Raw genomic sequence first — 24,936 nt, 5'->3', positions numbered from 1 at the left:
AAAATAAAATTAATTTTGGATTTTTGATTCAGCATTTATTTGGCAATGAAATTTCGTATACCAAACATATTAAAAAATGTAGGGCTATTGGTTGGGCTTTTGCTTCTGGCAAAGGAAAGTGTGGCGTTAAGTGTTCGAAATAAATACTTCCCTTCTCATGTAAATTATATTACCAATGATGATGGACTACCACAAAATACCGTCAATGATATACTGAAAGATCCATTTGGTTTTATCTGGTTTGGTACAGGAAACGGTTTGGCGCGATATGATGGTTATTCTTTTCAGATATATGGGAAGGACCACTTACCGTCCAATTTAATAAAGTCATTGGATGTGACGTCAGATGGCTGCTTGTGGGTTGGGACCAATAAGGGGCTTGGATGCGTTGATTTGATTACGGATCAGGTGTCTGTATTTCCCCTTACTCCGGATACCCTGCCTGTTGGAATCAATAAAATACTGGTTGATTCGCTGGAAAATGTGTGGATTGGCACTCTTTCAAACGGTTTGTTTCAACTCAAAAAAGAAAAAGGGGAATATCGTGTATATCATTACAGTGTGGTGGTAAATCAGATTGAAAATCCATCTGTTAATGCCATGACGATGATCGATAAATCTACATTGTTAGGCGGGAGTAGCCAAGGACTTTTTACTATAGATATTAAAAGTGGTCTCTCTGGCAATTGTGGCTTGTTTTCTGTTGATTACCCCGGAGGTGACATGGATGTGAGGTCGTTATTGTATAATGTCGCAAAAGATGAATTGTGGGTTGGGACTTTTTATGGGGTAATGAGATTTGACAAAAAAAATGAAATAGGGCAATGGTATTTTCCGGGAAATGCCTCCAATGACCTGAGTCATGGTACTATTAATGATATAGAAAGTGATCAATTTGGAACGATTTATATTGGAACCTTGGGAGGTCTTGAAATATATGACCCGGCGCGGGAGGGATTTGTGCATTTTCCCGCGGAAGGCCCAGAAGATTTTAAATTAAACAATCGATTTATAAGGAGTTTGTTTTCTGATGAAAAGGGAAATGTATGGGTTGGTACAGAAAAAGGAGGTGTTAATCACTTTAATCTTTACCAGAAGCCGTTCTATTTTATCAATCATGACATTAAAGACCAAAACTCATTGTCTGAAGGGCCAGTCAATTCAATTTATTTGGATGACGAAAATTTGTGGGTAGGGACGGCCGGAGGTGGATTGACCTCTATTGATCGGGTAAAGAAACGTTTCCGTCATTATCGTTATCAACCTGATGATAGTACCAGTTTATCCAGCGATTTTGTATCCGCCTTGATTAAAGATGGAAATGGAAATCTGTGGGTTGGAACTTGGGGATCCGGAATTAATAAGATGCTCGGGGATGGGAGTTTTCAAAGATTTATACCGGACGAAGGAACGGAGCTGGGAAAAGATTATAATGTTTTCGTTTCTTCTATTTGGTATGATGAGCAAGGATTTTTGCTGATAGGCACTGAAGGGCAAATGGCAATACTTGATTTGAGTAGTGAAAAAATTGTTGTTTTGGATAGTGGCCCTTTGTCGGAGATTACAGAAGTGGGGTGTTTGCTTAAAGATCGAAATAACTATTATTGGGTAGGAACCAGGAACGGATTGTTCCGTTTCCCTGCATCCATGATCGGTGCTACTGGTGAAAAAACGGTCCGTGACAATATGGTGAAGGCGTTTTACAGTAAAAGAGATAAGAAATCGTCGAACAATCTGGCCGGAGATTATGTGATTAGTTTGTATGAAGACAGGGAAGGAAATATATGGGCAGGAACATACAGTGATGGTGTGTCATGTATACAACCAATGGGTACAGACGATTGGAAAATAACTAATTATAATACAAATCAGGGTCTTTGTAATAATGTAGTTTATGGAATTTTGGAAGATCAGAACGGATGTTTATGGATGAGCACAGATCATGGTTTATCACGTTTTGATAAGGAAAAGGGCTTGTTTTTTAATTATTTCCGGGAAGATGGTCTTTTAAGTAACCAGTTTTATTGGTCGGCAGCCTGTAAATCAGAAGACGGATATCTCTATTTTGGAAATATTAATGGACTGAATTATTTCAATCCCAGAAGTTTTCCTGATTACCCATTTCGTCCTAAGGTGTTCATTTCCGGGCTTCGTATTTTTAATAAGCTTCTCAAAACCGGGGAGGTAAGACATCATCAAAAAGTTTTAAAAAAGAATATCTGTCATACAGATTTGGTCTCACTCAGTTATAGGGATAATGTAATTACTTTTGAGTTTACTGCTTTAGATTATTTCCATCCTCAAAAGATTAAATATGCCTATAAATTAGAAGGAGTTGATAAACAATGGGTGGAAGTTGAAAGTAATCAGAGATTTGCCAATTATATCAATCTTGGGGGAGGTACCTATCAGTTTAAAGTGAAGGCTACCAACAGTGATGGAGAATGGAATAGCCCTGAAAAGGTTATTACACTCATTGTTCGCCCTCCATTTTGGCAAACTACCTGGTTCAAAATCTTGTTATTATCTTTGATTATTGTTTTGTCAATGGTTTATTCTCGGCAGCATACCCGACGGTTGAGAATGCAGAAAAGGACATTGGAAAATATGGTCAAGGAACGTACTCGACAGATACAAGAACAAAAGGATCAGCTCACTATTCAGGCAAAAGAGTTGGCCAGTAATAATAACATTTTAGAGCATCGTCAGAAACTTATTGAAGGCCAGAAAAACGAACTGGAACTTAAAAATCGACAAATTCTGGAGCAACGTGACAGGCTTATAGACTTGAATAAAAAGGTGAAGGCCATAAATCAATCAAGGCTTCGATTCTTTACCAACGTGTCTCATGAATTTCGAACTCCGCTTACCTTAATATTAGCCCCGTTGGAAAAATTATTAGAAGATTCTTCGTTGCCTGAATCGGTTCACCATTCATTAAAAATTATTGAAAAAAATTCGAGACGGTTATTGATGCTAATTAACCAGCTTTTAACTTTTAGGAAGATAGAAGCCGGAAAATTGGAGGTGAAAGCGTCGAAAGGGGAATTGGGCCTGTTTTTGAAAGAAGTATTTCATGCCTTTGATGGATTAGCCTTGGATCATAAGATTAAATATATGTCCAATATTGACATTCCGACAGGAGAGTATTGGTATGATGGAGAAAAGCTGGAAAATATATTATATAATTTGTTATCCAATGCTTTTAAATTTACACCATCGGGGGGTGAGATTTCCTTTTTTGCACAGGTGGATGAAGAAAAAACCGGGAAAGTTCTTATCATTAATATAGTCGATTCAGGACCTGGAGTTGAAGAGGAAAAAATCGAAAAGATTTTTGATCGTTTCTACCGGGATAGCCGTATGTTGCAAAGGGCTCCCGGCAGTGGCATTGGTTTGGCGTTGACAAAGGAATTAACCGAAGCACTGCATGGCAAAATTTGGGTTGAAAATGGGATAAAAAGGGGAGCTTCCTTCAACGTCAAGATTCCATGTGATTACAATAGTTTTTCATACGACCAAATACATGAGAAAAATTCAGTTTTGTTTTTATCGGATGAGATACGAGATAAGGTTAAAGTTATCAGGGATGAATTGGCTGATATGAATAGTGATAAGAAAATATTGGAAAAGTCCGATGAAAATAAACTGGTGATTCTTGTGGTGGAGGATAATCGGGAATTGGGAAAAGTTATCAGGGATTCATTAAAATTAAATTATAATGTAGTAGAGGCCATTAATGGTAAAGAGGCTTATGATTTTGCCAAGGAAAATCAAGTTGATTTAATTATTAGTGATATTATGATGCCGATGATGGATGGTATCGAACTTTGTCAACAGATTAAAAACAATCTTTATACAAGTCACATTCCGGTCATTTTGCTTTCAGCCAGGACCCTAATTGAACATCAATTGGAAGGGATAAAGAGTGGTGCTGATGATTATGTTTCTAAGCCTTTTAGCATGAAGTTGTTGGAAGCCAGGGTTGAGAATTTAATTGAGAGTCGTAAAAAATTGCGGGCACTATTTGAAAACAAAACTCCTCTGAAGAATATTGAATGTGATTCCTTTTCCCTGCTTGATCAACAATTTGTAGAAAAAGCGAATAAAGTATTGGAAGAGAATTTTACGAATTCTGATTTCTGTGTGGAGAGTTTTGCCAGAATGATGTTTGTTTCCAGAAGTTTACTGTATAAAAAACTAAAAGCATTAGCAGGTCTTTCGCCCAATGATTTTATCACCGTATACCGGTTGAAAAGATCCCTTGAGTATTTAAGTAATGGGCTCCCATCTGTTAATGAAGTGGCGTATAAAGTTGGGTTTAACGATCCAAAATATTTTAGCCGGGTGTTTAAGAAATTTTATCATGAAACTCCAAGTGAGTTTATTAAAAAGAAGAAAAAAACTATTTGAAATTAATTCGAACAGGGGAAAATTCATTTCTATCCCATTTGAGGTTGATTTAGCATGTTAAGTGAACGTCGTATCGGGAGATTAGGAGGATTATCGCCAAAATTATTTGTGATGTGGTTGATAAGAGTGTACGAGAATTTTCAAACCCTAAAAGGGATATTAATAGTTTTTGAAATATGAATTATTAATAGATTTCGATTGATGGTTCTTGAAATGAAAGTTTTTTTTAAAAACTATTTTAAAAGTAGAAAATACTTTTTAATTTAGTCGCATCAAAATTGAAGAAAATTACTGGAAGAAAAAGAATAAGAAATAAAAGATTAGAATGGAATTAACTGATTTATATAAAGGGTATGCGAAGCATTATTTGGCAGTTGATTGCGTGATATTTGGATATGAAGATTATGAACTCAAGTTGCTGCTTCATCGCCGCCTCTTTGAGCCTCAAAAGGGAGGCTGGTCACTGATGGGCGGATTTTGTGGAAATGACGAGACTCTTGAAATGGCTGCGATTAGAGTATTGGAGCATACCACCGGTTTAAAAGATATCTATTTGGAGCAGGTTCAAGCTTTTTCAGAAGTGGACAGGGATCCTGCCGCACGAGTTGTATCCGTGGCCTTTTATGCGCTTATTAGGATTGATCAACACGATGCAGAAAAGGTCAAAAATAATGGGGCTCAATGGTGGCCTGTTAATGAAATACCGTCTTTGATTTTTGACCATCAGGAAATTGTGCGCAAAGCTAAAGAACGGTTGCAAATGAAAGCAAGTTTGGAACTGGTGGGGAAGGAATTGTTGCCCGATAAATTTACGCTGATGCAACTTCGACGATTATATGAGGCCATTTATCAGAGGGAATTGGATCCGGGAAATTTCAGAAAGAAAGTGCTTTCTCTAAATGTTCTTGAAAAAACCAATACCAAAAATACAACGGAATCCAAAAAAGGTGCTTTTAATTACCGGTTTCGGGACGATTCAGATCAGATTAACGGACAGGAACGTGTTATTAAATTATAACTTGAAATTAGTACGGACTTTATAAAAAAAAGATGATGAAAGATTTAAAAAACTTCGAAGTCTGGTTTGTTACGGGAAGCCAGCATTTATATGGAGATGAAACATTAAAACAAGTAGATGCTCATTCGAAAACGATTGCAGAAGCACTTGGTCAATCTGCAGATATTCCTGTTAAAGTAGTTTTTAAACCGGTGGTAACCACTCCCGAGGCTATTTATAATGTATGTATGGAAGCCAATGGAAATGACAATTGTATTGGTTTGATGACTTGGATGCATACTTTTTCTCCAGCCAAAATGTGGATTTCTGGGTTGAAAACATTGCAAAAACCGATGATGCATTTGCATACCCAGTTCAACAGGGATATTCCATGGTCCGAAATCGATATGGATTTTATGAATCTTAATCAATCAGCTCATGGTGGCCGTGAATTTGGTTTTATGGTGAGTCGCATGCGTATTAATCGGAAAGTGGTGGTTGGCCATTGGCAAGATACTGAGGTACATCGTCAAATTGGTGTTTGGACCCGTGCAGCAGTTGGGGTTCATACCATTAAAAATATGAAAGTGGCACGATTTGGTGATAATATGCGCAATGTAGCCGTTACTGAAGGGGATAAAGTAGAAGCCCAAATCCGATTTGGAATGGATGTTAAAGGTTTTGGGATCTGCGATTTGGCAGATGTTATTGCGACCATTCAAGACCACGAAATTGACGCGTTGTGTGCAGATATTGAAAAGAAATATGTTGTATCTGATGAACTAAAAAAAGGTGCCTCAAAACATGAATCGCTGAGAGAGTCGTGTCGCATTGAATTGGGGCTTAGAAAATTTCTTGAAGAGGGCGGATTTTCTGCGTTTACAACGACCTTTGAAGATTTGCACGGATTGAAGCAACTACCTGGTTTTGCCGTGCAACGATTGATGGCTGATGGATATGGTTTTGGCGCGGAAGGCGACTGGAAAACTGCCGCCTTGACTCATGTGATGAAAGTAATGGCAACTGGTCTGGAGGGTGGAACTTCATTTATGGAAGACTATACCTATCACCTTGACCCTACAGGACAAAAAGTATTGGGAGCTCATATGTTGGAGGTTTGCGAATCAATTGCAGAGGATACGCCACGTGTAGAGCTCCATCCACTGGGCATAGGAGGAAAAGAAGATCCTGTTCGTTCTCGGTTTTCAGTAGCCCCGGGACCTGCCATCAATGCTTCATTAATGGATATGGGGAATCGATTCAGACTGGTGGTGAATGCCGTTGAGGTTGTTAAACAAGAGCATGAAATGCCAAATCTTCCTGTTGCCAGTGCCTTGTGGGTGCCAAAACCGGATTTAAAAACGGGAGCTACAGCCTGGATATTAGCTGGCGGAGCTCATCATACTGTTTTCAGTAAAGCCTTGAATGCAGAATTTATGGAAGATTTTGCTGAAATGGCCAATATTGAATTCCTTCGAATTGATGAAGGTACCACCATTAGTGATTTCAAAAAAGAAATAAGATGGAATGACCTGTATTACCATTTGAGTCAGGGAATTTAATATAATATTCATTCAAAAACGGACAAATTATGGAATCAGCTTTTGCAACGCTTGACTGGATAATATTTGCAGTATATGCATTTGTTATTTTGGGAATGGGGTTACTCATTTCTAAAGGGAAAAAAGGAGTTCAAAAAACCGCCCAGGATTATTTTTTAGCAAATAAGTCGCTGACATGGTGGGCTATAGGTGCTTCTTTGATTGCTGCCAATATTTCAGCAGAGCAATTTATCGGGATGTCGGGTTCAGGGTATGCCCTAGGAATCGGCATCGCCTGTTACGAGTGGATTGCAGCAGCATCCCTGATTGTGATCGCTAAATATTTTATCCCCATTTTCATTGAAAAGAAAATTTATACCATGCCCCAATTTTTGGCGCAGAGGTATTCCCGGGGTGTTAGTACAGCTTTTGCAATTTTTTGGTTGTTGGTGTATATCTTTGTTAATCTTACTTCCATAACTTATATGGGCGCTTTGGCTATGCAGACCATTTTAGGCATTCCGTTAATGTATGGCATTGTTGGGTTAGCTTTGTTTTCAGGTATTTATTCAATATATGGCGGGTTGAAAGCGGTAGCTTGGACAGATGTTGTTCAAGTAATCTTTTTAATTTTTGGAGGACTCGTGACCACTTATGTGGCTTTGGATGCTGTTGGAGGATTGGAAGGAGGACCCATAGCCGGTTTTAGGAACTTATTTGAAGGTGCTCGTGATCATTTTCACATGATAGCTACTCAGGATAAGCTTCCAGAAGTATTTAAAGATCTTCCCGGTTTAGGCATTATTTTAGGGGGAATATGGCTGACCAATTTCGGATATTGGGGTTTTAATCAGTATATTATTCAGAAAGGGTTAGCCGCGAAATCAATTCCGGAAGCTAAACGGGGCTTGCTCTTTGGTGCTTACCTGAAAATTTTAATTCCTTTGATTGTCGTCATTCCCGGGATTGCCGCTTATTATCTCGATATGAATACAGCTACTCAGTTGGTCGGGAAACCTGACGAGGCTTATCCATTTCTGTTGGCAGAACATATGCCAGTGGGGGTGAGAGGTGTTGCTTTTGCAGCTCTTGCCGCAGCAATTGTTTCATCATTAGCGTCCATGATTAATTCCACTTCAACGATTTTTACGGTTGATATCTATAAACCTTATTTTAATCCGAATGCTACCGATAAACAACAGGTGCTTGTAGGAAGGATCGTTGCTTTTGCGGCTTTATTCATAGCTGTATTCATTGCACCAATGCTGAACAATCTAGGGCAGGCCTTTCAATATATTCAGGAATACACCGGTTTTATTTATCCGGGTGTTGTAGTTGTGTTTTTTATGGGCTTGTTCTGGCGGCAGGCGACCAATCGTGCCGCTCTTTGGACGGCAATTCTCACCTTGCCTTTAGGGTTCGGGTTTAAATTTGGATTTCCGGATATGCCATGGATGATGCGTATGGGATATGTTTTTGTGGTTCTTGTTTTTGTGGCAACCATTATTACCTTTTGGGACAAAAAAGTTTGGACCACTGATACATCACATGTGGTTCGTCCGGGTTTTATCCGTGGCGGATATATTATGATTGCCCTTGGTGTTATCTCTGCCATCATCGGATTTGTGGGTATTAATATCGAATACCTGAACAACTTGGGTGTTGAGAGTATCTTTATGTTGGCTGCGGCATTCTTATTTGTTGGAATCATTCTCATTTCTAACGAAAAGATTATTGCAGCGGACAAAATGGCTATTGAAACGGGTACGGAAAGCTTTAAAACGGGTAAAGCCTTTAATATTGGAGCAGTGGGAATTATAGTTATTCTTGCTTTATTGTATGGTGTTTTCTGGTAAAAAAAGTTAGAGGAATGGACTTAAAATTGTTGAAAGAAGAAGTATATCAGGCTAATTTGGATTTGGTTCGTCACAACTTGGTTATTTTTACCTGGGGAAATGTTAGTGCCATTGACCGTTCCACAGGACTCGTTGTAATCAAGCCCAGCGGAGTGGCTTATGACGAAATGAAGGCTGAAGACATGGTTGTTGTGGACCTTGATGGCAATGTGGTTGAAGGAACACTTAAGCCTTCGTCTGATACCCCTACTCATATTGAATTGTACAAACATTTTTCTCAAATAGGTGGAGTGGTTCATACCCACTCTACCTATGCTACGGCATGGGCTCAGGCTGGTAGAGATATTCCAATATTAGGAACTACGCATGCCGATTATTTTGCCGATGATATCCCTTGTACAAGGGATATGAGCCAGGAAGAAATAGAAGGGCAATACGAAAAAGACACTGGAACGGTGATTGTGGAAACCTTTAATGGGATAAATCCTAATCATATTCCAGGAGTTATTGTTAAAAATCATGGCCCTTTTTCCTGGGGGAAAGATGCTCATGAGGCGGTTCACAATAGTGTGGTTTTGGAACAAGTAGCTAAAATGGCTTTTGTTAGTTTGTCGGTAAATCCAAAGTCTACCATGAACCCTTTATTGACCAAAAAACATTTCGACAGAAAGCATGGTGCTAATGCTTATTATGGACAGTCATAGTGGGTTGAACCTGACCTGTTTGTTGTTCATGACAAGAACATTGACAATAAGTATTATGCGGGTATCATCAGGCCAATGAATTAAACAAATTTTATGCTGATGAATGAAGCATTGTGAAAAAATGATTAAATATTGAGAATGATGAGTTCAAAGAAATATGTTATAGGGTTGGATTATGGCTCAGATTCTGCACGGGCTGTAATTGTGGATACGCAAACCGGAGAAGAAGTCTCCCAATCGGTTCAGTATTATCCCCGTTGGATGGAAGGTAAATACTGTAATCCTGCGAGCAATCAGTATCGGCAGCATCCTCTCGATTATATTGAAGTGCTTGAAAACACCGTCAAAAATGCCTTGAAAGAGGCTGGAAGAGAGGTTGCCCAAAATGTTGTAGGATTATCTTTCGATACGACAGGAAGTACGCCCGCATTGGTGGATGATTCAGGTGTTCCACTGGCGATGCGTCCTGAGTTTGCAGATAATCCAAATGCCATGTTTATTTTGTGGAAAGACCATACAGCCGTAAAAGAAGCGGCTGAGATTAATGAGCTGGCAAAGAAGTGGAAGGAAGATTATACCAAGTATGAAGGTGGGATTTATTCCTCTGAGTGGGTCTGGGCTAAAGTGCTCCATGTATTACGGGAAGATAAGGCTGTTCGCGAAGTTGCTTTTTCATGGATTGAACATGCCGATTGGATGCCGGCTCTGATTACCGGAACCGAACGACCTGATAAAGTGGTTAGAAGTCGATGTGCTGCCGGTCATAAAGCCATGTGGCATGAGAGTTGGGGCGGACTTCCTCCTGAAGAATTTTTAACCAGCCTTGATCCATTGTTGAAAGGGTTTCGGGATCGATTGTATAGAGATACCTGGCCAAGTGACAAAAAGGTTGGAACACTAACCCCTGAATGGGCTGAACGATTAGGGCTTACGACAGAGGTGGTGGTTGGTGTCAGTGCCTTTGATTGCCATATGGGAGCTGTTGGAGGAGGCGCTACTCCTAACGTCTTGGCAAGAGCTATTGGGACGTCTACTTGTGATATTATGATCGCTGATTATGATCAGATAGGAGAAAAATTGATTGCCGGTATTTGTGGTCAGGTTGATGGTTCCGTGGTCCCGGGCTATATTGGACTAGAAGCAGGGCAATCCGGGTTTGGTGATATTTATGCCTGGTTTAAAAATGTATTGGCTTGGCCGTTAAACAGTATTCTCTCTGAAAGTCAACTTCTCAATGAAGAGACCAAACAAAAGGTGATTCGTGAAGCCATCGATCAAATAATTCCCCGGTTGAGTGAAGAGGCAATGAAAATACCCGTTGAGGAATCTACGATCTTGGCTACCGATTGGATGAACGGACGAAGAACGCCAGATGCCAATCAGGAAGTTACGGGATCAATTGTGGGGTTGACACTTGGTTCTTCTGCCCCAAGGATATTCAGAGCATTGGTGGAGGCCACAGCTTTCGGTTCTAAGGCAATTGTTGAACGATTTCGGGAAGAAGGAGTAGAATTAAAAGGTGTTATTGGTTTGGGGGGCGTAGCCCGCAAGTCGCCTTTTGTTATGCAAACCTTAGCTGATGTCCTGAATATGCCGATAAAAGTGGCGGCTACAGAGCAAACCTGTGCCGTAGGAGCGGGAATGTTTGCTGCCGTTGTGGCTGGGATTTATTCCAATGTTGAAGAGGCTCAAAAACATATGGGACGGGGATTTGAAAAAGAGTATTTCCCAAATCCCGAGAATGCTGAAAAGTATGATGTTATTTATAAAAAATATCTGAAATTAGGGCACTTTACTGAGAAAGAACTTTAGTGAATGAGCCTACTCTCATGGAAGGAGATCAAAAAGGTAGGAAAAGCCAGAAGGTAGAAGTGATTTCTAAATTCTGCGTTCCGGCTTTCCGCCTTTTAACCATAAATTAAAAAACGGATTTTAGATAACAATGAATAATAAGGTTATAGGTTTAGCTTCAGATCATGCCGGGTATGAGATGAAGATAATGGCCAAACAATATCTTGAAGAAAAGGGATTTGAAGTAAAAGACTTTGGTACCCATTCTTCTGAGAGTTCTGACTATGCCGATTATGCGCATCCTTTAGGGAATGCTATTTCCCAGGGTGAAATCAAACGTGGAGTTGCATTCTGTGGCAGTGGAAATGGAATTAATATCACCTTAAACCGCCACAAAGGGGTTCGGTCCGCTTATTGTTGGAATTCAGAAATTGCCCGTCTTGGAAGGGCCCATAACGATGCCAACGTTTGTGCCATGCCGGCACGCTTTCTTGAGCCGGAGCAGGTGAGAGACATTATTGATGTTTTTTTATCTACCAGTTTTGAGGGCGGGCGCCATCAGCGCCGAATTGAAAAAATGGATCTTTAATTATTAATCCGTATTCTCAGGAACCACTACTCTTTCTTGTACTACAGATGTGATTTGGAAAATTCCTAATGCCCCATTGTTGATATTACCGGTAACCGGGATGCCTGAAGGAGGAGTGAACGGATTAAATCCAACTCTGTTTTTTTCGGCGGCTTGAATAAAGTTATAGTATGATTCAGAAATTGATAAGGCAAAAATATCAATGGTATCATTCGGGTCGGCTTCAATATTTCCAAATATCATTACATCCTCCAACCAAATGTTGTTGGTGAGCTGGTCCGTATAGTGTGACCATACTTTAATGGAGTCGTAAAGGTGGTGATTGATGGCATATTTAAAAACGAAACGTTCATTTTCTACTTCATTGTCTTTTAACCATGCCGTAATTTCATAGATGTTTGCATCCTTATCTTCCCATCGATCCGGTTGAATTCGTAAGGAATGGATGTTGACTGGCGGAGGCATCGTTGATTGTGCTTCATAGGTTTGATCATCCAGTTGAATGGTTAATAAGTAGGTGGTGTCTATACCAGGTTTAAAAGTGTCCGGAGCTCGGTAAATGCCGTTTCCAATGTAAGAGAATGGATAGGTGTTTTGTTGGTCTTTCACCGTTATAGTGGCATCTTCAATTATTGGATATTCCGATCCATCCATGTAGGGTGCTGTACGAGTAAGTTCGATCGTTCGGTAATCGGGATGGTTGGCTAAAATGCCATAGACCACGGGAAGGTTTTCATTGAGGTATTCAATGTTGGGATCGAACTTTACTTTTTCACAACAGGATAGAATAAGAAGTATTGCAGGAACCAATAAGACCGGTTTGATAAAGTTATTTAAAGACATGTCTTGTCAGTTTTAAAATTTAAAATTGTAAGTGATAGAAGGAACAATCCGGAACATTACTGTTTTATAGGCATTCATTTTATTGGGTATGTCCGGATCTTCTTCAAATTGTACGGAATAGGCATTGGCCCTGTTGTAAGCATTATAGGCGCCTATATGCCATTCTCCATCCCACTTTCTATGGGGTTTCCTTTTGTTTTTGATCATAATTGACAGGTCAAGTCGGTGATAATCAGGAAGGCGAGCACTGTTTTTTTCGCCAAAAACAGGAAGGCTTGAGTCGGCATGTTTAAAGCGCATGGTAGGGTAAGTGATGGGAGCGCCTGATCGGTAGGTCCAGATAGAGGAGATACCTATCCTGTTGGATAAACGGTAGTTCATAACCAAATTCAGGTTATGGGGAATGTCGTAGTTGGCCGGATATTCCTTTCCATTATTAATGTCAGGCATTTTTCTGCGGGCTTTCGACCATGTATACCCGAGCCATCCCGTCATTTTGCCTTCGTTTTTTCGGATTAAAAATTCAAGCCCATAGGCATAAGCTTTTCCAAATCGGATCTCCTTTTCCAATTGATCGTTCAACATCAAGTCAGCATTGGCATCAAAGTCGATCTGATGATCCATCCATTTGTAGAAAGTTTCCAGTGATGCTTCGTATCGATTATTATAAAAATTTCTGAACCAACCAATAGATATCTGATCGCTTTTTTGAGGTTGAACATATTCCGATGCAGGAAACCAAACATCCAGGGGTGTCCCGGCGGTGGAGTTGGAGGCCAGCTGGATATATTGATAGGTTCGACTGTAAGAGGTTTTCAAAGAGTTTTTATCATTGATCAGATATCGGGCACTAAATCTAGGCTCTAATCGTATGTATGTGTTGAAAATTTTATTGTTTTTGTAAAAAGTGGTATCTGTTACTTCAAAGTCCTTATTTATTGAATAGACGGTTGCTTTGCCAATATTTTGAAACGCGGAGATTCTTAATCCCCCATTTATGTTTAGTCTATCATTTGCTTTTTGTTCAACCAGTAGGTAAACACCATGTTCGAGCGCTTTATTGTTAGATACCTTAAAATCGCTGGTCTGATTAGATACTTCAAAGCGTCCGGGCTGAATAAAGTGACGCGTCGACTGGAGACCAAATCGGATTATGGTAGGGGGCGACAAAAACCAGGTGAAATCATACTTAGCACTTAAGTTTTCCAGATAAGAAGTCCAATCAAAATTAGGATTTCCTTCATTTATTTCAACTTGGTAATTATATTTAGAATAGAGTAGGGTGAAGTTGGAAAAGATTCGGTCGGAAAACAGATGATTCCATCTAAGAGTTAAGGTTGCATTTCCCCAGTTCATTCCAAAATCGTCAGCATATCCGTAGGCGTCCTTTCCGAAATAGCCTGAAAGGAAGATTCGGTTGTTGCTGTTGATTTCGTAGTTGGCTTTGGCATTGAGGTCGTAAAAATAAAGAGTGTTGTTATTTATGGCTGAGTCGGACGATAGCTTCAGGAACATATCGGCATAGGTTCGACGACCGGATATCATGAATGAACCTTTGTCTTTCTTGATGGGAGCTTCCAAGGTTATACGACTAGAGATGATGCCTATTCCTCCTTCAGCTTTGAATTCCTTGTTGCTGCCATCCCGCATTCTTACGTCCAGCAAAGAAGAAAGTCTTCCGCCAGCCGAGGCGGGGATGTCGCCCTTGTAAAGCGTGACATCTTTTATGGCATCCGGATTGAAAACCGAGAAAAACCCCATCAGGTGACTGGGACTGTAAACCGTGGCTTCGTCGAGCAGCACTAGATTTTGATCGGTGCCTCCCCCTCTTACACTGAAGCCACTGCTTCCCTCAATAGGAGTCTGAATGCCCGGCATCATTTGTATGGATTTCATGACATCTGATTCTCCTAATAATACAGGCATGGTTTTTATTGTTTTGGCATCCATTTCCACCATGCCGGTGCGAGTGTTTTCAATGTTATGGTTTCCTGCTCTTCCCGTTATTTCAACTGCATTTAGCTCAATGCTTTTGGGCGCTAACTCAATGTTCAGTTTTTGATTCGTCGATATGTGCAATGTTTTTTCCTGATCTTGATAACCTATATAAGAAAACTTAAAGGTGTATTGTCCTTGCGGAATGGTAATTGAATAATATCCATAGGAATTGGTGGCAGTTCCTATATTCAGTTCTTCTATGTAAAGGGTGGCACCGATAAGGGTTTCTCCGGTTTGTTGGTCCTTAATATATCCGCTTAAAGTAAAATTATTTTGAGAATGAGAAGGGGATAGAAATAATAAAAGCATGAAGCTGACAAGGAGAATCCTGATTTTCATATTTTGGGTTGATTACTTTGATTTTTTATCCGCTACTAAATAATAGACAATTAAAATACCCTGCAAATATTTCCGATTAAACCCCGAATTTATGGGCTGAACTGCGAAGTAAGCGTATCGAATATTTTGATACCTTTGCAGGTCCTTTCCTTATTATTAAGGAATGACTGTTGGTTAATTGAGGCGATTAAAAAGATTGATAAATCTTATTCTCAAAGATTCTTAATTCTAATTATCAAATAATTATTGTACTCATTAAATGTGGTTAATACTTACACTGTTTTCTGCCTTTTTTCTGGGATTTTATGACATTTTAAAAAAAGAATCGTTAAAGGAAAATGCTGTCTGGCCGGTTTTATTTTTTGGCGCTTTAGCCAGCACCTTGATTTTTATTCCATTGGTTTTTTTGTCTGAATATGGAATATTGCAGAGTGGTGATATGGTTTTCGTTCCTCGTCTTACTGCACGGGAACACTGGATGGTATTGCTTAAAACCTCCATCGTATTGGTATCGTGGGTGTTTAATTATTTTGCATTAAAACACTTGCCGCTCACCATTGTGGCACCGGTCAGGGCTACAGGTCCTCTCTGGACGCTAATAGGAGCATTGATAATTTTTGGTGAACAATTGAATTTTTATCAATGGGCGGGGATGGTTTTGACTTTATTTTTCTTTTTCCGGTTTTCTACGGTGGGGAAGTTGGAAGGATTATCTTTCCGGAACAATAAATGGATGTGGTTTGTTATTATCGGCACACTTGCCGGAGCCGTAAGTGGGCTATATGATAAGCATATTCTTCGACAAGTGGACCGGTTAGGCGTGCAAGCCTGGTTTTCCTTTTACCAGGTATTGTTATTGTTGCCTGTTTTGTGGTTTGTACGCCGCAAACGACCGGCTCGGGAACCTTTTTACTGGCGTTGGACCATTCCGCTCATCGGTTTATTCCTGGTAATAGCTGACTTTCTTTACTTCTATGCCATTAGCGAGCCGGAATCTCTGATTTCAGTCATTTCCGCCCTTCGACGAAGCAGTGTGGTGGTGCCTTTTATGTATGGAGCCTTGAGATTTGGCGAAAAGAATGTCAGAAAAAAAGCTTTGTATCTGGCAGGTATCTTGGCAGGGATCGTTCTTTTACTGATGGGTTAAAATACAAAAAATACGACAACTCCGGCCACCGCAACAAAGGCGCCGATCACTTCTTTGGAGGTGATCTTTTCTTTGAATATATAGCGGGCAGGTAGTAGAATCATAACTGGCGTTAGTGCCATAAGCGTGGAGGCAATGCCGGTCGATGTGTATTTAACAGCCAGCAAACTGAATGAAACACCCAGAAAAGGACCAAAAAATGCCCCAACAGAGATGCGCTTCATTGCCGATAGATTGTTGAGAGCCATCCAAACGTTGGTCCACTTGTGCAAAATGAAAAACATAAGAGTGAACCCTGCAATACCGGCAATGATCCGAATCTGTGTCGACATAAAAGCGTCCAAATCGCCCATGCCCAGCTTGCTTAATACCAATCCAAGGGCTTGGCCGGAAGCACCGCCAAAGGCCAGAAGCAGTCCTTTGGCCGGATAATTAAAGTGCAGTCGTTTCCCGTTGGCGGGACGATTCAGAACAACAAGTACTATTCCGCTGATGGTTACTATCATTCCCGTCATGCTTACTAAGTTCATTCTTTCCCGCAGTATTAAAAACCCAAATAAGGCTGTAAGGGGAGGGGTTAGCGACATGATAAGCATCGAGACTCTGGCTCCAACCACGACAAAGGCTTGAAATAGCATTAAATCACCTACAACAAAACCTATCAGCCCCGACATGCTTAACCAAAACCACGCATGGTGACTTGCTCCAACGGGCCAAAAGTGTCCCTTGGTAAAAAAGGTGTATGTCCCCAAAAAAAATAAGGCCATTATCAACCGGATGAGGTTGACGGATAAGGAGCCAACTTTTTTTCCCGCCGATTCAAAGGCCATGCTGGTGGCGGTCCAACAAATAGCTGTTACCAAAGCTGATAGTTCCCCAAAATGTGAGTTAAAGTAATCCATCCCGATTTTTATTGAATGATGATCTTTTAGTAACGACAAAGGAAACAATTTTCACGGAAATTCACTATGGTGTCGGATGAACAGGAGTCTTTCATTGTACCCCATTATTTTTGATGAAACGTGACGGTAAGTTGAGACAATGCATGACGGGTATGTATAGGAATCCTTTATTGGTAGGTCGATAAATTGGCGTTTAGATCGATTAAAGGTTGATTATTAATGCCTTTAGAGGTAAAAACTAATACATTTATCTTAAATCGATATTCTCTATATTCATGTGGATATTTTTTACATTAACAAAGTCGTTTCAGAGGCTTTTAAACCATCGTTGGTTGCGTCGGTCAATAATTTCCGTGTGATTAAAACTTGGGGAGTACCAAAGTTTCCAAAATAATTGCTCAAGAAATTGAAGAAACTGTTGGAATTAAGTAATTTTTAATAATTACATTAGCTCTGAAATTGACAATTTATGGGATAGAACGGGCCGGTAAGCAAAAGTCTAACAAATAGAGTACGTGATGGGGCCTTCAGTTTTATCCAATCTTTTTTGAATAAATATTATAAGAATGAGGAGAAAATTATTGATTTTCGGGATTGCACTCGGGATTATTGCAGCAGGATTTATTATTATGATGGTTCTTTTTTCGCTAAAGAAAGTACCCCAAAAGGCACCTCGTCCGCAGGTGGATGTTTATGTGAAGGCAGAAACTGTAAAATACAGGGATCTTCAGGCGGTAATTTATTCCTCCGGACGGTTACATGCCTATAATAAAGTGGTGGTTAGTTCGGAAGTGTCGGGGCGATTGGGAGAAGGAGAAGTGCCTTTCAGGAATGGCCAGAAATTCCGAAAAGGACAGGTTATCGCCAGAGTTATTAATCCTGAGTTCCCATTAAGTCTTAAATCCAATAAAAGTAGCTTTCTTCAAAATCTGGCACTTATCCTGCCAGATCTGAAACTTGACTATCCGGCTTCGTATCCTGCCTGGCAGGCCTTCTTTGAAAAAGTAGATATTGAAAAGCCATTACCTGAATTGCCGGAGCCACAGAGCTCTCAGGAACGTATTTTTTTGGCATCAAGAAATATCTTAAGTAATTACTATTCCATTCTTGCAGATCAGGCTCGGTTGGAAAAATATTCAATAAGGTCGTCTTTTGACGGAGCTTTTAGTGAAATATTTCAAGATGTGGGCGTTGTGGTCAATGTGGGGACGCAGCTTGCCACCATTGTCCGAACCGATTTCTACGAACTCGAAGTCCCGGTAATTGTTGGAGAAGCAAAATTACTGTCCATAGGAGATTCTGTTCTAATATCAGATGAAGCAAACAAGATGGTGAGAAAAGGTACAGTACGTCGTATTGGGTCGGTTATTAATCCATCGTCCCAAGCTGTCAGCGTTTTTGTTTCGTTGCCCGGTGATTCTGCTCTTTTCGATGGCATGTATTTGACGGCTCATTTGTATGGGAAAATGATTTCTTCTGTCATGGAGATGCCCCGCAATGCTGTTTTTAATACCAATCATGTTTATGTGGTTGAAGAGAATAGATTGGTTGAAAAGTCTATTGAAATTGTAAAAAGAAACGACCAGACCTTATACCTGAGAGGCTTGGATGAGGGTGAAGAGTTGGTTGTGGAGCCGTTGTTAAATGTTACCGGGAATCCGATTTATAAAATTCTTCGATAAGTATTATGCGAAAGTTATTAGAGACATTTGTACGATATCCTTTCTATGCCAATTTATTTATTTTGGTTATTGTGGTTGCCGGGACCTCTGGATTTTTGCAATTAAAAAAATCATTCTTCCCGGAAGTGGAAACACGTAATATTTATGTGACAGTGAGCTATCCCGGGGCCAGCCCCAAAGAGATGGAAGAGGGCATTACCGTTCGTATTGAACAGGCCATACGTGGTTTGGTGGGGATTAAGGAGATCAATTCCACCTCGCGGGAAAATTTCTGCCAGGTTAGCATTGAAACTACCGGAGAATATGATATTGATGAGGTGTTGCAGGAGGTGAAAAATGCTGTTGATGGCATTTCGAGTATGCCGGTGGATGCTGAAAGACCTATTGTATATAAGAGACGATCCACCACCCCGGCTATTCGCCTGGGATTATATGGGTCTGCCGACTTGTTAAGGCTCAAAACTTTGGCCCAACGGATTGAGGATGATTTCTTACAGAGCGGGATGATGAGTCAGATCAACATTGGAGGCTATCCTTCCATAGAAATAGCGGTTGAAGTTAAGGAAGATGTATTGTTGCGGTACGGACTGACACATGCTGATATCAGTGCAGCCATTGCACGCAATAACCGGGATATCTCCGGTGGACAGCTCCGTAGTGATGATCAATATTTAATTATTCGCGCGCGTTCACGTACGGTCGATCCTGATGAGATTGCTGAATATGTGGTAACTGCCGATGCCAATGGTCAGCTTATCCGGATTCGTGACCTGGGAAATGTTTTTCTGCAATTTTCAGAAACACCCAGTGGCGCCTGGCTTAATGGGAAAAGAGCTCTCTACCTCACGGTGGATAAATTGATTACAGAAGATCTGGAGGCCATTTCTAACTATGTCAATGAATATGTGGAAGAGTTTAACCGGAAACATGATGACGCAGAACTTATTGTGACATTTGATTTTTTGGATTTGTTAAATTCACGTCTTCATCTTCTATACAAAAACGGAGGCATGGGGCTTTTCCTTGTGATTATTATTTTGGCCTTTTTTCTTAGTTTTCGTTTATCCATGTGGGTGGCATGGGGTATTCCTTCTTCATTTCTGGCCATGTTTGTGGTCGCAGGGATGTATGGTGTCACAATAAATATGATCTCTCTTTTTGGGATGATTTTGGTTGTGGGGATTTTGGTTGACGATGGGATTGTTATTGCGGAGAATATTTTTTCGCATTTTGAGAAAGGAAAATCACCTAAAAAGGCAGCGGTGGATGGCACCATGGAGGTGCTGCCGGCGGTATTAACCTCCGTAATAACTACGATATTGGCTTTTTTGCCCTTGATGTTCATTCAGGGAAATATGGAACGGATGCAGGAGATGGCCTTTGTCGTGGTGGCTAGTTTGGCATTTTCATTAGTTGAGGCAGCACTTGTTTTACCGGCTCATATTGGCAGTCCGCATATATTACAACGGAAGAAGGAGGCTGTCAATTTTGGCAATCGGTTTAGAGATCGGCTGGAGAAATACATTTTTTGGATGCGAAATCGCTTTTACGGAAAGTTACTCTCCATTGCACTTAAGCATAAATATATTGCATTGGCAGTACCTGTGGCATTGATTCTAATTACCACGGGCCTATTTGGAGGGGGATTTATTGCCTCCACCTTTTTTCCTAATATTCCACCCGATAGTTTTAATGTAAATGTGGCTTTTACTCCCGGAGAGGGAGAAAAACAAACCTATGAATATCTTCTTCAATTTGAAAAAGCCGTCTGGAACGTAAACGATTCATTGAAAGAGGAATATAGTGATAGTGCCAATTTTGTGAATTTCACCTATCTGGTTATGGGAAGTGCTTTCGATGGTGACGAAACCGGAACGCATGCCGGCCATATTGCTGTTAATTTGCGCAATCTGGAAGGAAGTGAAATCTCTGCTTTCGACGTGGCCAGCCGGGTTAGAGATTACATCGGGAAAGTGCCTGAAGCCGATAAATTTTCTGTTGCCGGTCGTAATCGTTGGGGAGAACCTGTTTCAATTAGTTTGATGAGTGATAATCTGGAAGAGTTGGATCAAGCCAGAAATTTTCTTTTGGATGAGTTGAATGATATTCCCGAACTTACAGATGTTGTAGATAATGAAGCTCCCGGAGCACAGGAGGTCCGAATCCGGTTAAAACCCAAAGCGTATTACTTGGGGTTGGATATGTATTCTATAATGGATCAGGTGCGTAATGCCTTTTTTGGTGCTCAGGCGCAGCGTTTGCAACAGGGAAAAGACGAAATCAGGGTTTGGGTGAGGTATCCTCCCGACGATCGAAGACAAATTGGTCAGCTGGAGAATATGAAAATTAAAACAGCAGCCGGTGAATTTCCATTGACTGAGCTGGTTACGTATGATCTTGAGAGAGGTCCGGTGGCCATTCAGCACTTCAATGGGAAACGAGAAATGAGGATCGATGCGGATTTGGTGGATCCTTATGAGCCTGTTCCGCCAATCCTGGAAAAAATTAGCAATGAGATAATGCCTCAGTTGCAGGCTCGGTTCCCGGGTGTTTCCTATTACTATCAAGGCCAACAAAAATATGCTACGGAATCGCAAAATGAAATCACTAAGTATTTTATCCCGGCGTTCGCATTGATTATGATTGTGATCATGTTCCATTTTCGTTCGTTTGGGCAGGGATTAATCGTTCTTATTATGGTACCACTGGGATGGATTGGAGCCGTATGGGGGCATGCGCTTCATGGCATTCCGGTTTCAATATTGAGTGTGTGGGGAATGGTAGCCTTGTCGGGCGTGATCGTAAATGATGCGGTAGTCTTTTTGCAAAAATATAATCTATTGATTGGTGAAGGGTATAAAGTGAGGGAGGCCGTTTATGAGGCCGGCTTATCCAGATTTAGGCCGATCGTATTGACCACCTTGACCACAACATTGGGGTTATTTCCCATTATTTTCGAGACCAGTAGGCAAGCGCAGTTTCTAATTCCCATGGCCATGGCACTGGCTTATGGTATTTTGTTTGGTACTGCTTTTATTCTGATGTTTTTCCCGGTCATAATTCTGACACTAAATGATGTCAGAGTTGCATGGAAATGGCTGCTTTCAGGCCGTCGTCCTTCTTCGGAAGAGGTGGAAAAAGTGAACGTTTTTAAACAGCATTCTGTTGAATAAAATATGCTGAATAGTATTTGTGGAAGGTTTATGGTCATTAGAAAAGATATTGGTCATGTTATATTTGGTGATCCCTTTTTAAACTGGGAATCTAATTCATAATGATTGATATCACTGCGTCAAAACCATATTTTTTAAAATCAAAACATAAACGAAAGAGACTTGTGAAAAAGATTTTTTCATACATGATATTGGGGGTATTGTCTGCAATGCCTTTAGTTGCTCAAGAGGACGGAAAGGGGTATACTTTAGATCGCTTAATTGTTGAAGCCCTGGATAATAATTATGACATTCAAGTGAGTAAGGTCGATTTAGAAATTGCCGGCGTTAATAATACCGTTGGAAATGCCGGGATGCTTCCTTCTCTGATGTGGCAAAGCTCATTGAATAACAGTTTTAATGATCGGTATGATGGTGAGAACAGAACCGGTTTTCTACAAAATGGTGTTAGTCTTAACTGGGTTTTATTCAACGGTTTTTCGGCACATATTCGAAAAGATCGGTTGGAATCGCTTGAACAACTTGCGGGCGGAAATCTCTCTTTGGTGGTCGAAAATACTATCCAGGCTGTTGTGATGGCTTATTACCGGACTCTTTTTGTTCAGAAACAATTGTCTTTACTTAAAGAGATTATGGAACTGTCGGCCGACCGACTGAAATATGTTGAAGATCGGCTAGGGCTTGGTGCCGCAACCAGTTACGATGTTTTGCAGGCGCGGACGGCCTACCTGACCGATAAGGCTGCTTATCTGGAACAGGAGGCTGCCGTTACCAGTATGCTTCGTGAACTCAAATATCTTACCGGAATGGAGGATGGGGATGAACTTCAATTATCCGGTGAACTCCAATTTGATGCTCCTGAGTTCAACCTTGAGGTGATGATTTCTCAATTGGAGGAAGGTAACCAAAGTATACGTAATCAATACATGAACTTGGTGCTGCTGGAGCAACAACAGTTACTGGAAAAACGTTCTCGCTTTCCTGCCTTGAGCGCCGCTGCAGGTGCAGGACATAACGTTTATCCGGGGTCTTTGAATAGCTCTTCAGATATTCCAGGTTTTTCAGATGGGTATTTTTCCTATTATGTAAATTTTTCTTTGAGTTTTACGCTTTTCGATGGTAACCGAATTAACCGAAACATTGAGATTGCTCGGATGGAAGAGTCTATCGGACAGATTACCCTTAGAGAGATGAAGCATCGTCTTAGAAATCAACTTCTCAATCTTTTCGATACCTATCGGGTTCGCCAAGAATTGGTGCAGGTGGGTAAGGAAAACATGGAGGCTTCAAGGATTAATATGCAGCTTACTGAGGAAAAGTTTCGTGCCGGTGCCGTCAATTCCTTTAACTTTCGAGATGTTCAATTAAGTTATCTTCAAGCAGCTGTCAGTTATTATCGTACGGTACTAGACCTTATCGATACCCACACCGAATTGGTTCGGATTACGGGGGGTATTGTAGAAGAGTATGATTAGTCGGTAGAATGAAGGCATCGCAGAATTAGGGCTGCACAATCGTATCTTAAATAACAAAACCCCGGTTGGAAATATTTCAACCGGGGTTCTCTCTTCAGGTAACTTCACTTCCTTCAAAAACCCAAAGAAAAGATAGAATGCGTTATTTACAATCGCAATTACCGCCGCAACTGCATTCATGTGATTCATCATTTTTGCAGCCGCAGTTTCCTCCGCAACCACATTGATGCTCATTTGAGTTGACGACGTAACTGTTACCTTGCATTGTGCTTTGATCGTTGTGTTGTCCCATTTTGTATAGCTTTTTAATTCAGTGTGAGACAAAGTAAAGAACAAAATTTGGAAAAAACAAGACAAAAGAGTCCGAAAAGTGATAATGATGCATGAATTTTTATTTTTAACTTATATAATTGGAGTTTTTTCCATGGAAAAATTGTCAATCTGTAATATCTGAACTCTTGAATTAGGGTTGTAGCCTATGTTGCAAACCTAACAGCTTACCATTCGACAAAATATTTATTTCAAGGAGGCAAAAAAGTTATGAAAATGACCAAATTCAGTGATAATTTGATTCTAAAGATTTTAAAGGAATATTAAAATGGGATAGATGCCCATAGTTATTACCGTGTCCTATTGAATAGTTCGGATTTCGTTTCTTGAAAAAGGATGAGTGTCAATATGCCACCAAATATCAATAGGAGTAAACTGAACCTGTTAAGGGGCTATAAATAGCCTTGTATCTCAGAATGCTATTGACAAAACCAATTTGTGTCATAAATCAGCATCTAGAATTTTTGTTCCTGAAAAGAAATATAACTATTGGGTTGTTGATCTATTATGTGTCAGTTTATTAATTTCCATTTTTTGAGTTATGCTTCAATGGACGGATAGATCATTAAAAGAGATGCCTCGCTGTTCGAATTTTTATCTTTAATGTGGATTCTTGTGAGAAAAGATTGTTTTTTAGAGTATTATTGCTTTGATGCCAAGTCCCATAGGTGGAATATGGCAGGTTGCCAAACCAGAAGTTTGGAAACCTAAAAACAGGCATCCGAAACTCAAAATCTTATAACTCATCTTTTCCTGATAGGTCCAACAGATCATTATCCCTCATCCACTTCAAACCTCCGGTAGCATTTTCGTGTTTTTCAAAATTATTTTATTTTTAAACCACGGTTATCCCGGGAAATATATATACCTCTTTTAAACCAACGTTCATTGACATAAATTTCTCTGTCGCCTTCAACCTGCGCCATCCCTTCAGTCCGAAAAGCACTTATCAGCTAACTCAAGGCTCCACCGATAACCTGATGGATTACGGTAAGCCCGTCCAGGGAACCGCATTGTGGAAGTATCAGTGGGATTTGATACACGATCCGGAGAAGATTGTGTTTGCGTGGGGGCAGGAAGAAGAGGAGGGGGCTTTGATCGATTTCCATCCCATTACTAAACTGACAAAAGAAGAATTTCCAGTTCAAACCGGTGG

Annotated in this window: 14 protein-coding genes; 11 read left to right on the top strand and 3 right to left on the bottom strand. The window is 40.4% G+C overall.

What is annotated here, in order from left to right; translation table 11 throughout:
• Positions 1-45 precede the first annotated feature (45 nt).
• The 7 genes from ACT29H_RS15780 to rpiB all read left to right on the top strand — a co-directional run bounded on the left by ACT29H_RS15780 (position 46) and on the right by rpiB (position 11,891).
• Entirely contained in the window at positions 46-4,413 is a 4,368-nt protein-coding gene (locus ACT29H_RS15780; RefSeq protein WP_444822620.1) for a hybrid sensor histidine kinase/response regulator transcription factor, read from the top strand.
• A 325-nt stretch (positions 4,414-4,738) separates the two neighbouring features.
• Entirely contained in the window at positions 4,739-5,431 is a 693-nt protein-coding gene (locus ACT29H_RS15775) for an NUDIX hydrolase (protein ID WP_444822619.1), read from the top strand.
• A 32-nt stretch (positions 5,432-5,463) separates the two neighbouring features.
• Entirely contained in the window at positions 5,464-6,972 is a 1,509-nt protein-coding gene (gene araA / locus ACT29H_RS15770) for an L-arabinose isomerase (protein WP_444822618.1), read from the top strand.
• 29 nt (positions 6,973-7,001) lie between these two features.
• Positions 7,002-8,807 (top strand): sodium/sugar symporter, encoded by a 1,806-nt coding sequence (locus tag ACT29H_RS15765; protein WP_444822617.1) that lies wholly within the window; start codon positions 7,002-7,004, stop codon positions 8,805-8,807.
• Between the two features lie 14 nt (positions 8,808-8,821).
• Positions 8,822-9,511, top strand: coding sequence for an L-ribulose-5-phosphate 4-epimerase (locus tag ACT29H_RS15760; protein WP_444822616.1), 690 nt, complete (start codon positions 8,822-8,824; stop codon positions 9,509-9,511).
• Positions 9,512-9,649: 138 nt separating this feature from the next.
• Entirely contained in the window at positions 9,650-11,323 is a 1,674-nt protein-coding gene (locus ACT29H_RS15755) for a ribulokinase (RefSeq protein ID WP_444822615.1), read from the top strand.
• 130 nt (positions 11,324-11,453) lie between these two features.
• The gene (gene rpiB, locus ACT29H_RS15750) at positions 11,454-11,891 is read left to right on the top strand and encodes a ribose 5-phosphate isomerase B (protein ID WP_444822614.1); all 438 of its coding nucleotides are present in this window, start codon (positions 11,454-11,456) and stop codon (positions 11,889-11,891) included.
• Positions 11,892-11,894: 3 nt separating this feature from the next.
• Here the strand turns inward: rpiB and ACT29H_RS15745 are convergent, their stop codons facing one another.
• The gene (locus tag ACT29H_RS15745) at positions 11,895-12,734 is read right to left on the bottom strand and encodes a DUF4249 domain-containing protein (protein ID WP_444822613.1); all 840 of its coding nucleotides are present in this window, start codon (positions 12,732-12,734) and stop codon (positions 11,895-11,897) included.
• A 12-nt stretch (positions 12,735-12,746) separates the two neighbouring features.
• On the bottom strand, positions 12,747-15,071 hold the full coding sequence (locus ACT29H_RS15740; RefSeq protein ID WP_444822612.1) for a TonB-dependent receptor: 2,325 nt from the start codon (positions 15,069-15,071) through the stop codon (positions 12,747-12,749).
• Between the two features lie 259 nt (positions 15,072-15,330).
• Between ACT29H_RS15740 and ACT29H_RS15735 the strand changes: the two genes are divergently transcribed.
• Entirely contained in the window at positions 15,331-16,218 is an 888-nt protein-coding gene (locus tag ACT29H_RS15735; protein WP_444822611.1) for an EamA family transporter, read from the top strand.
• Here the strand turns inward: ACT29H_RS15735 and ACT29H_RS15730 are convergent.
• Positions 16,215-17,120: a DMT family transporter gene (locus tag ACT29H_RS15730; RefSeq protein ID WP_444822610.1), complete on the bottom strand. Its 906-nt coding sequence runs from the start codon at positions 17,118-17,120 to the stop codon at positions 16,215-16,217. The genes ACT29H_RS15735 and ACT29H_RS15730 overlap by 4 nt on opposite strands.
• Positions 17,121-17,686: 566 nt before the next feature.
• Here ACT29H_RS15730 and ACT29H_RS15725 point away from each other — a divergent pair.
• From ACT29H_RS15725 to ACT29H_RS15715, 3 genes are all read left to right on the top strand, one after another.
• Complete coding sequence (locus ACT29H_RS15725) at positions 17,687-18,802, top strand: efflux RND transporter periplasmic adaptor subunit (protein WP_444822609.1); 1,116 nt, start codon at positions 17,687-17,689, stop codon at positions 18,800-18,802.
• Between the two features lie 5 nt (positions 18,803-18,807).
• Complete coding sequence (locus ACT29H_RS15720; protein ID WP_444822608.1) at positions 18,808-21,975, top strand: efflux RND transporter permease subunit; 3,168 nt, start codon at positions 18,808-18,810, stop codon at positions 21,973-21,975.
• 164 nt (positions 21,976-22,139) lie between these two features.
• Complete coding sequence (locus ACT29H_RS15715; RefSeq protein WP_444822607.1) at positions 22,140-23,450, top strand: TolC family protein; 1,311 nt, start codon at positions 22,140-22,142, stop codon at positions 23,448-23,450.
• The last annotated feature ends 1,486 nt before the right edge of the window (positions 23,451-24,936 follow it).

The organism is Thermophagus sp. OGC60D27, from assembly GCF_052400625.1.
GTDB lineage: Bacteria > Bacteroidota > Bacteroidia > Bacteroidales > Marinilabiliaceae > Thermophagus.
The sequence above is the reverse complement of the archived record's forward strand: the minus strand, read 5'-3'. Positions and strand labels throughout refer to the sequence as shown.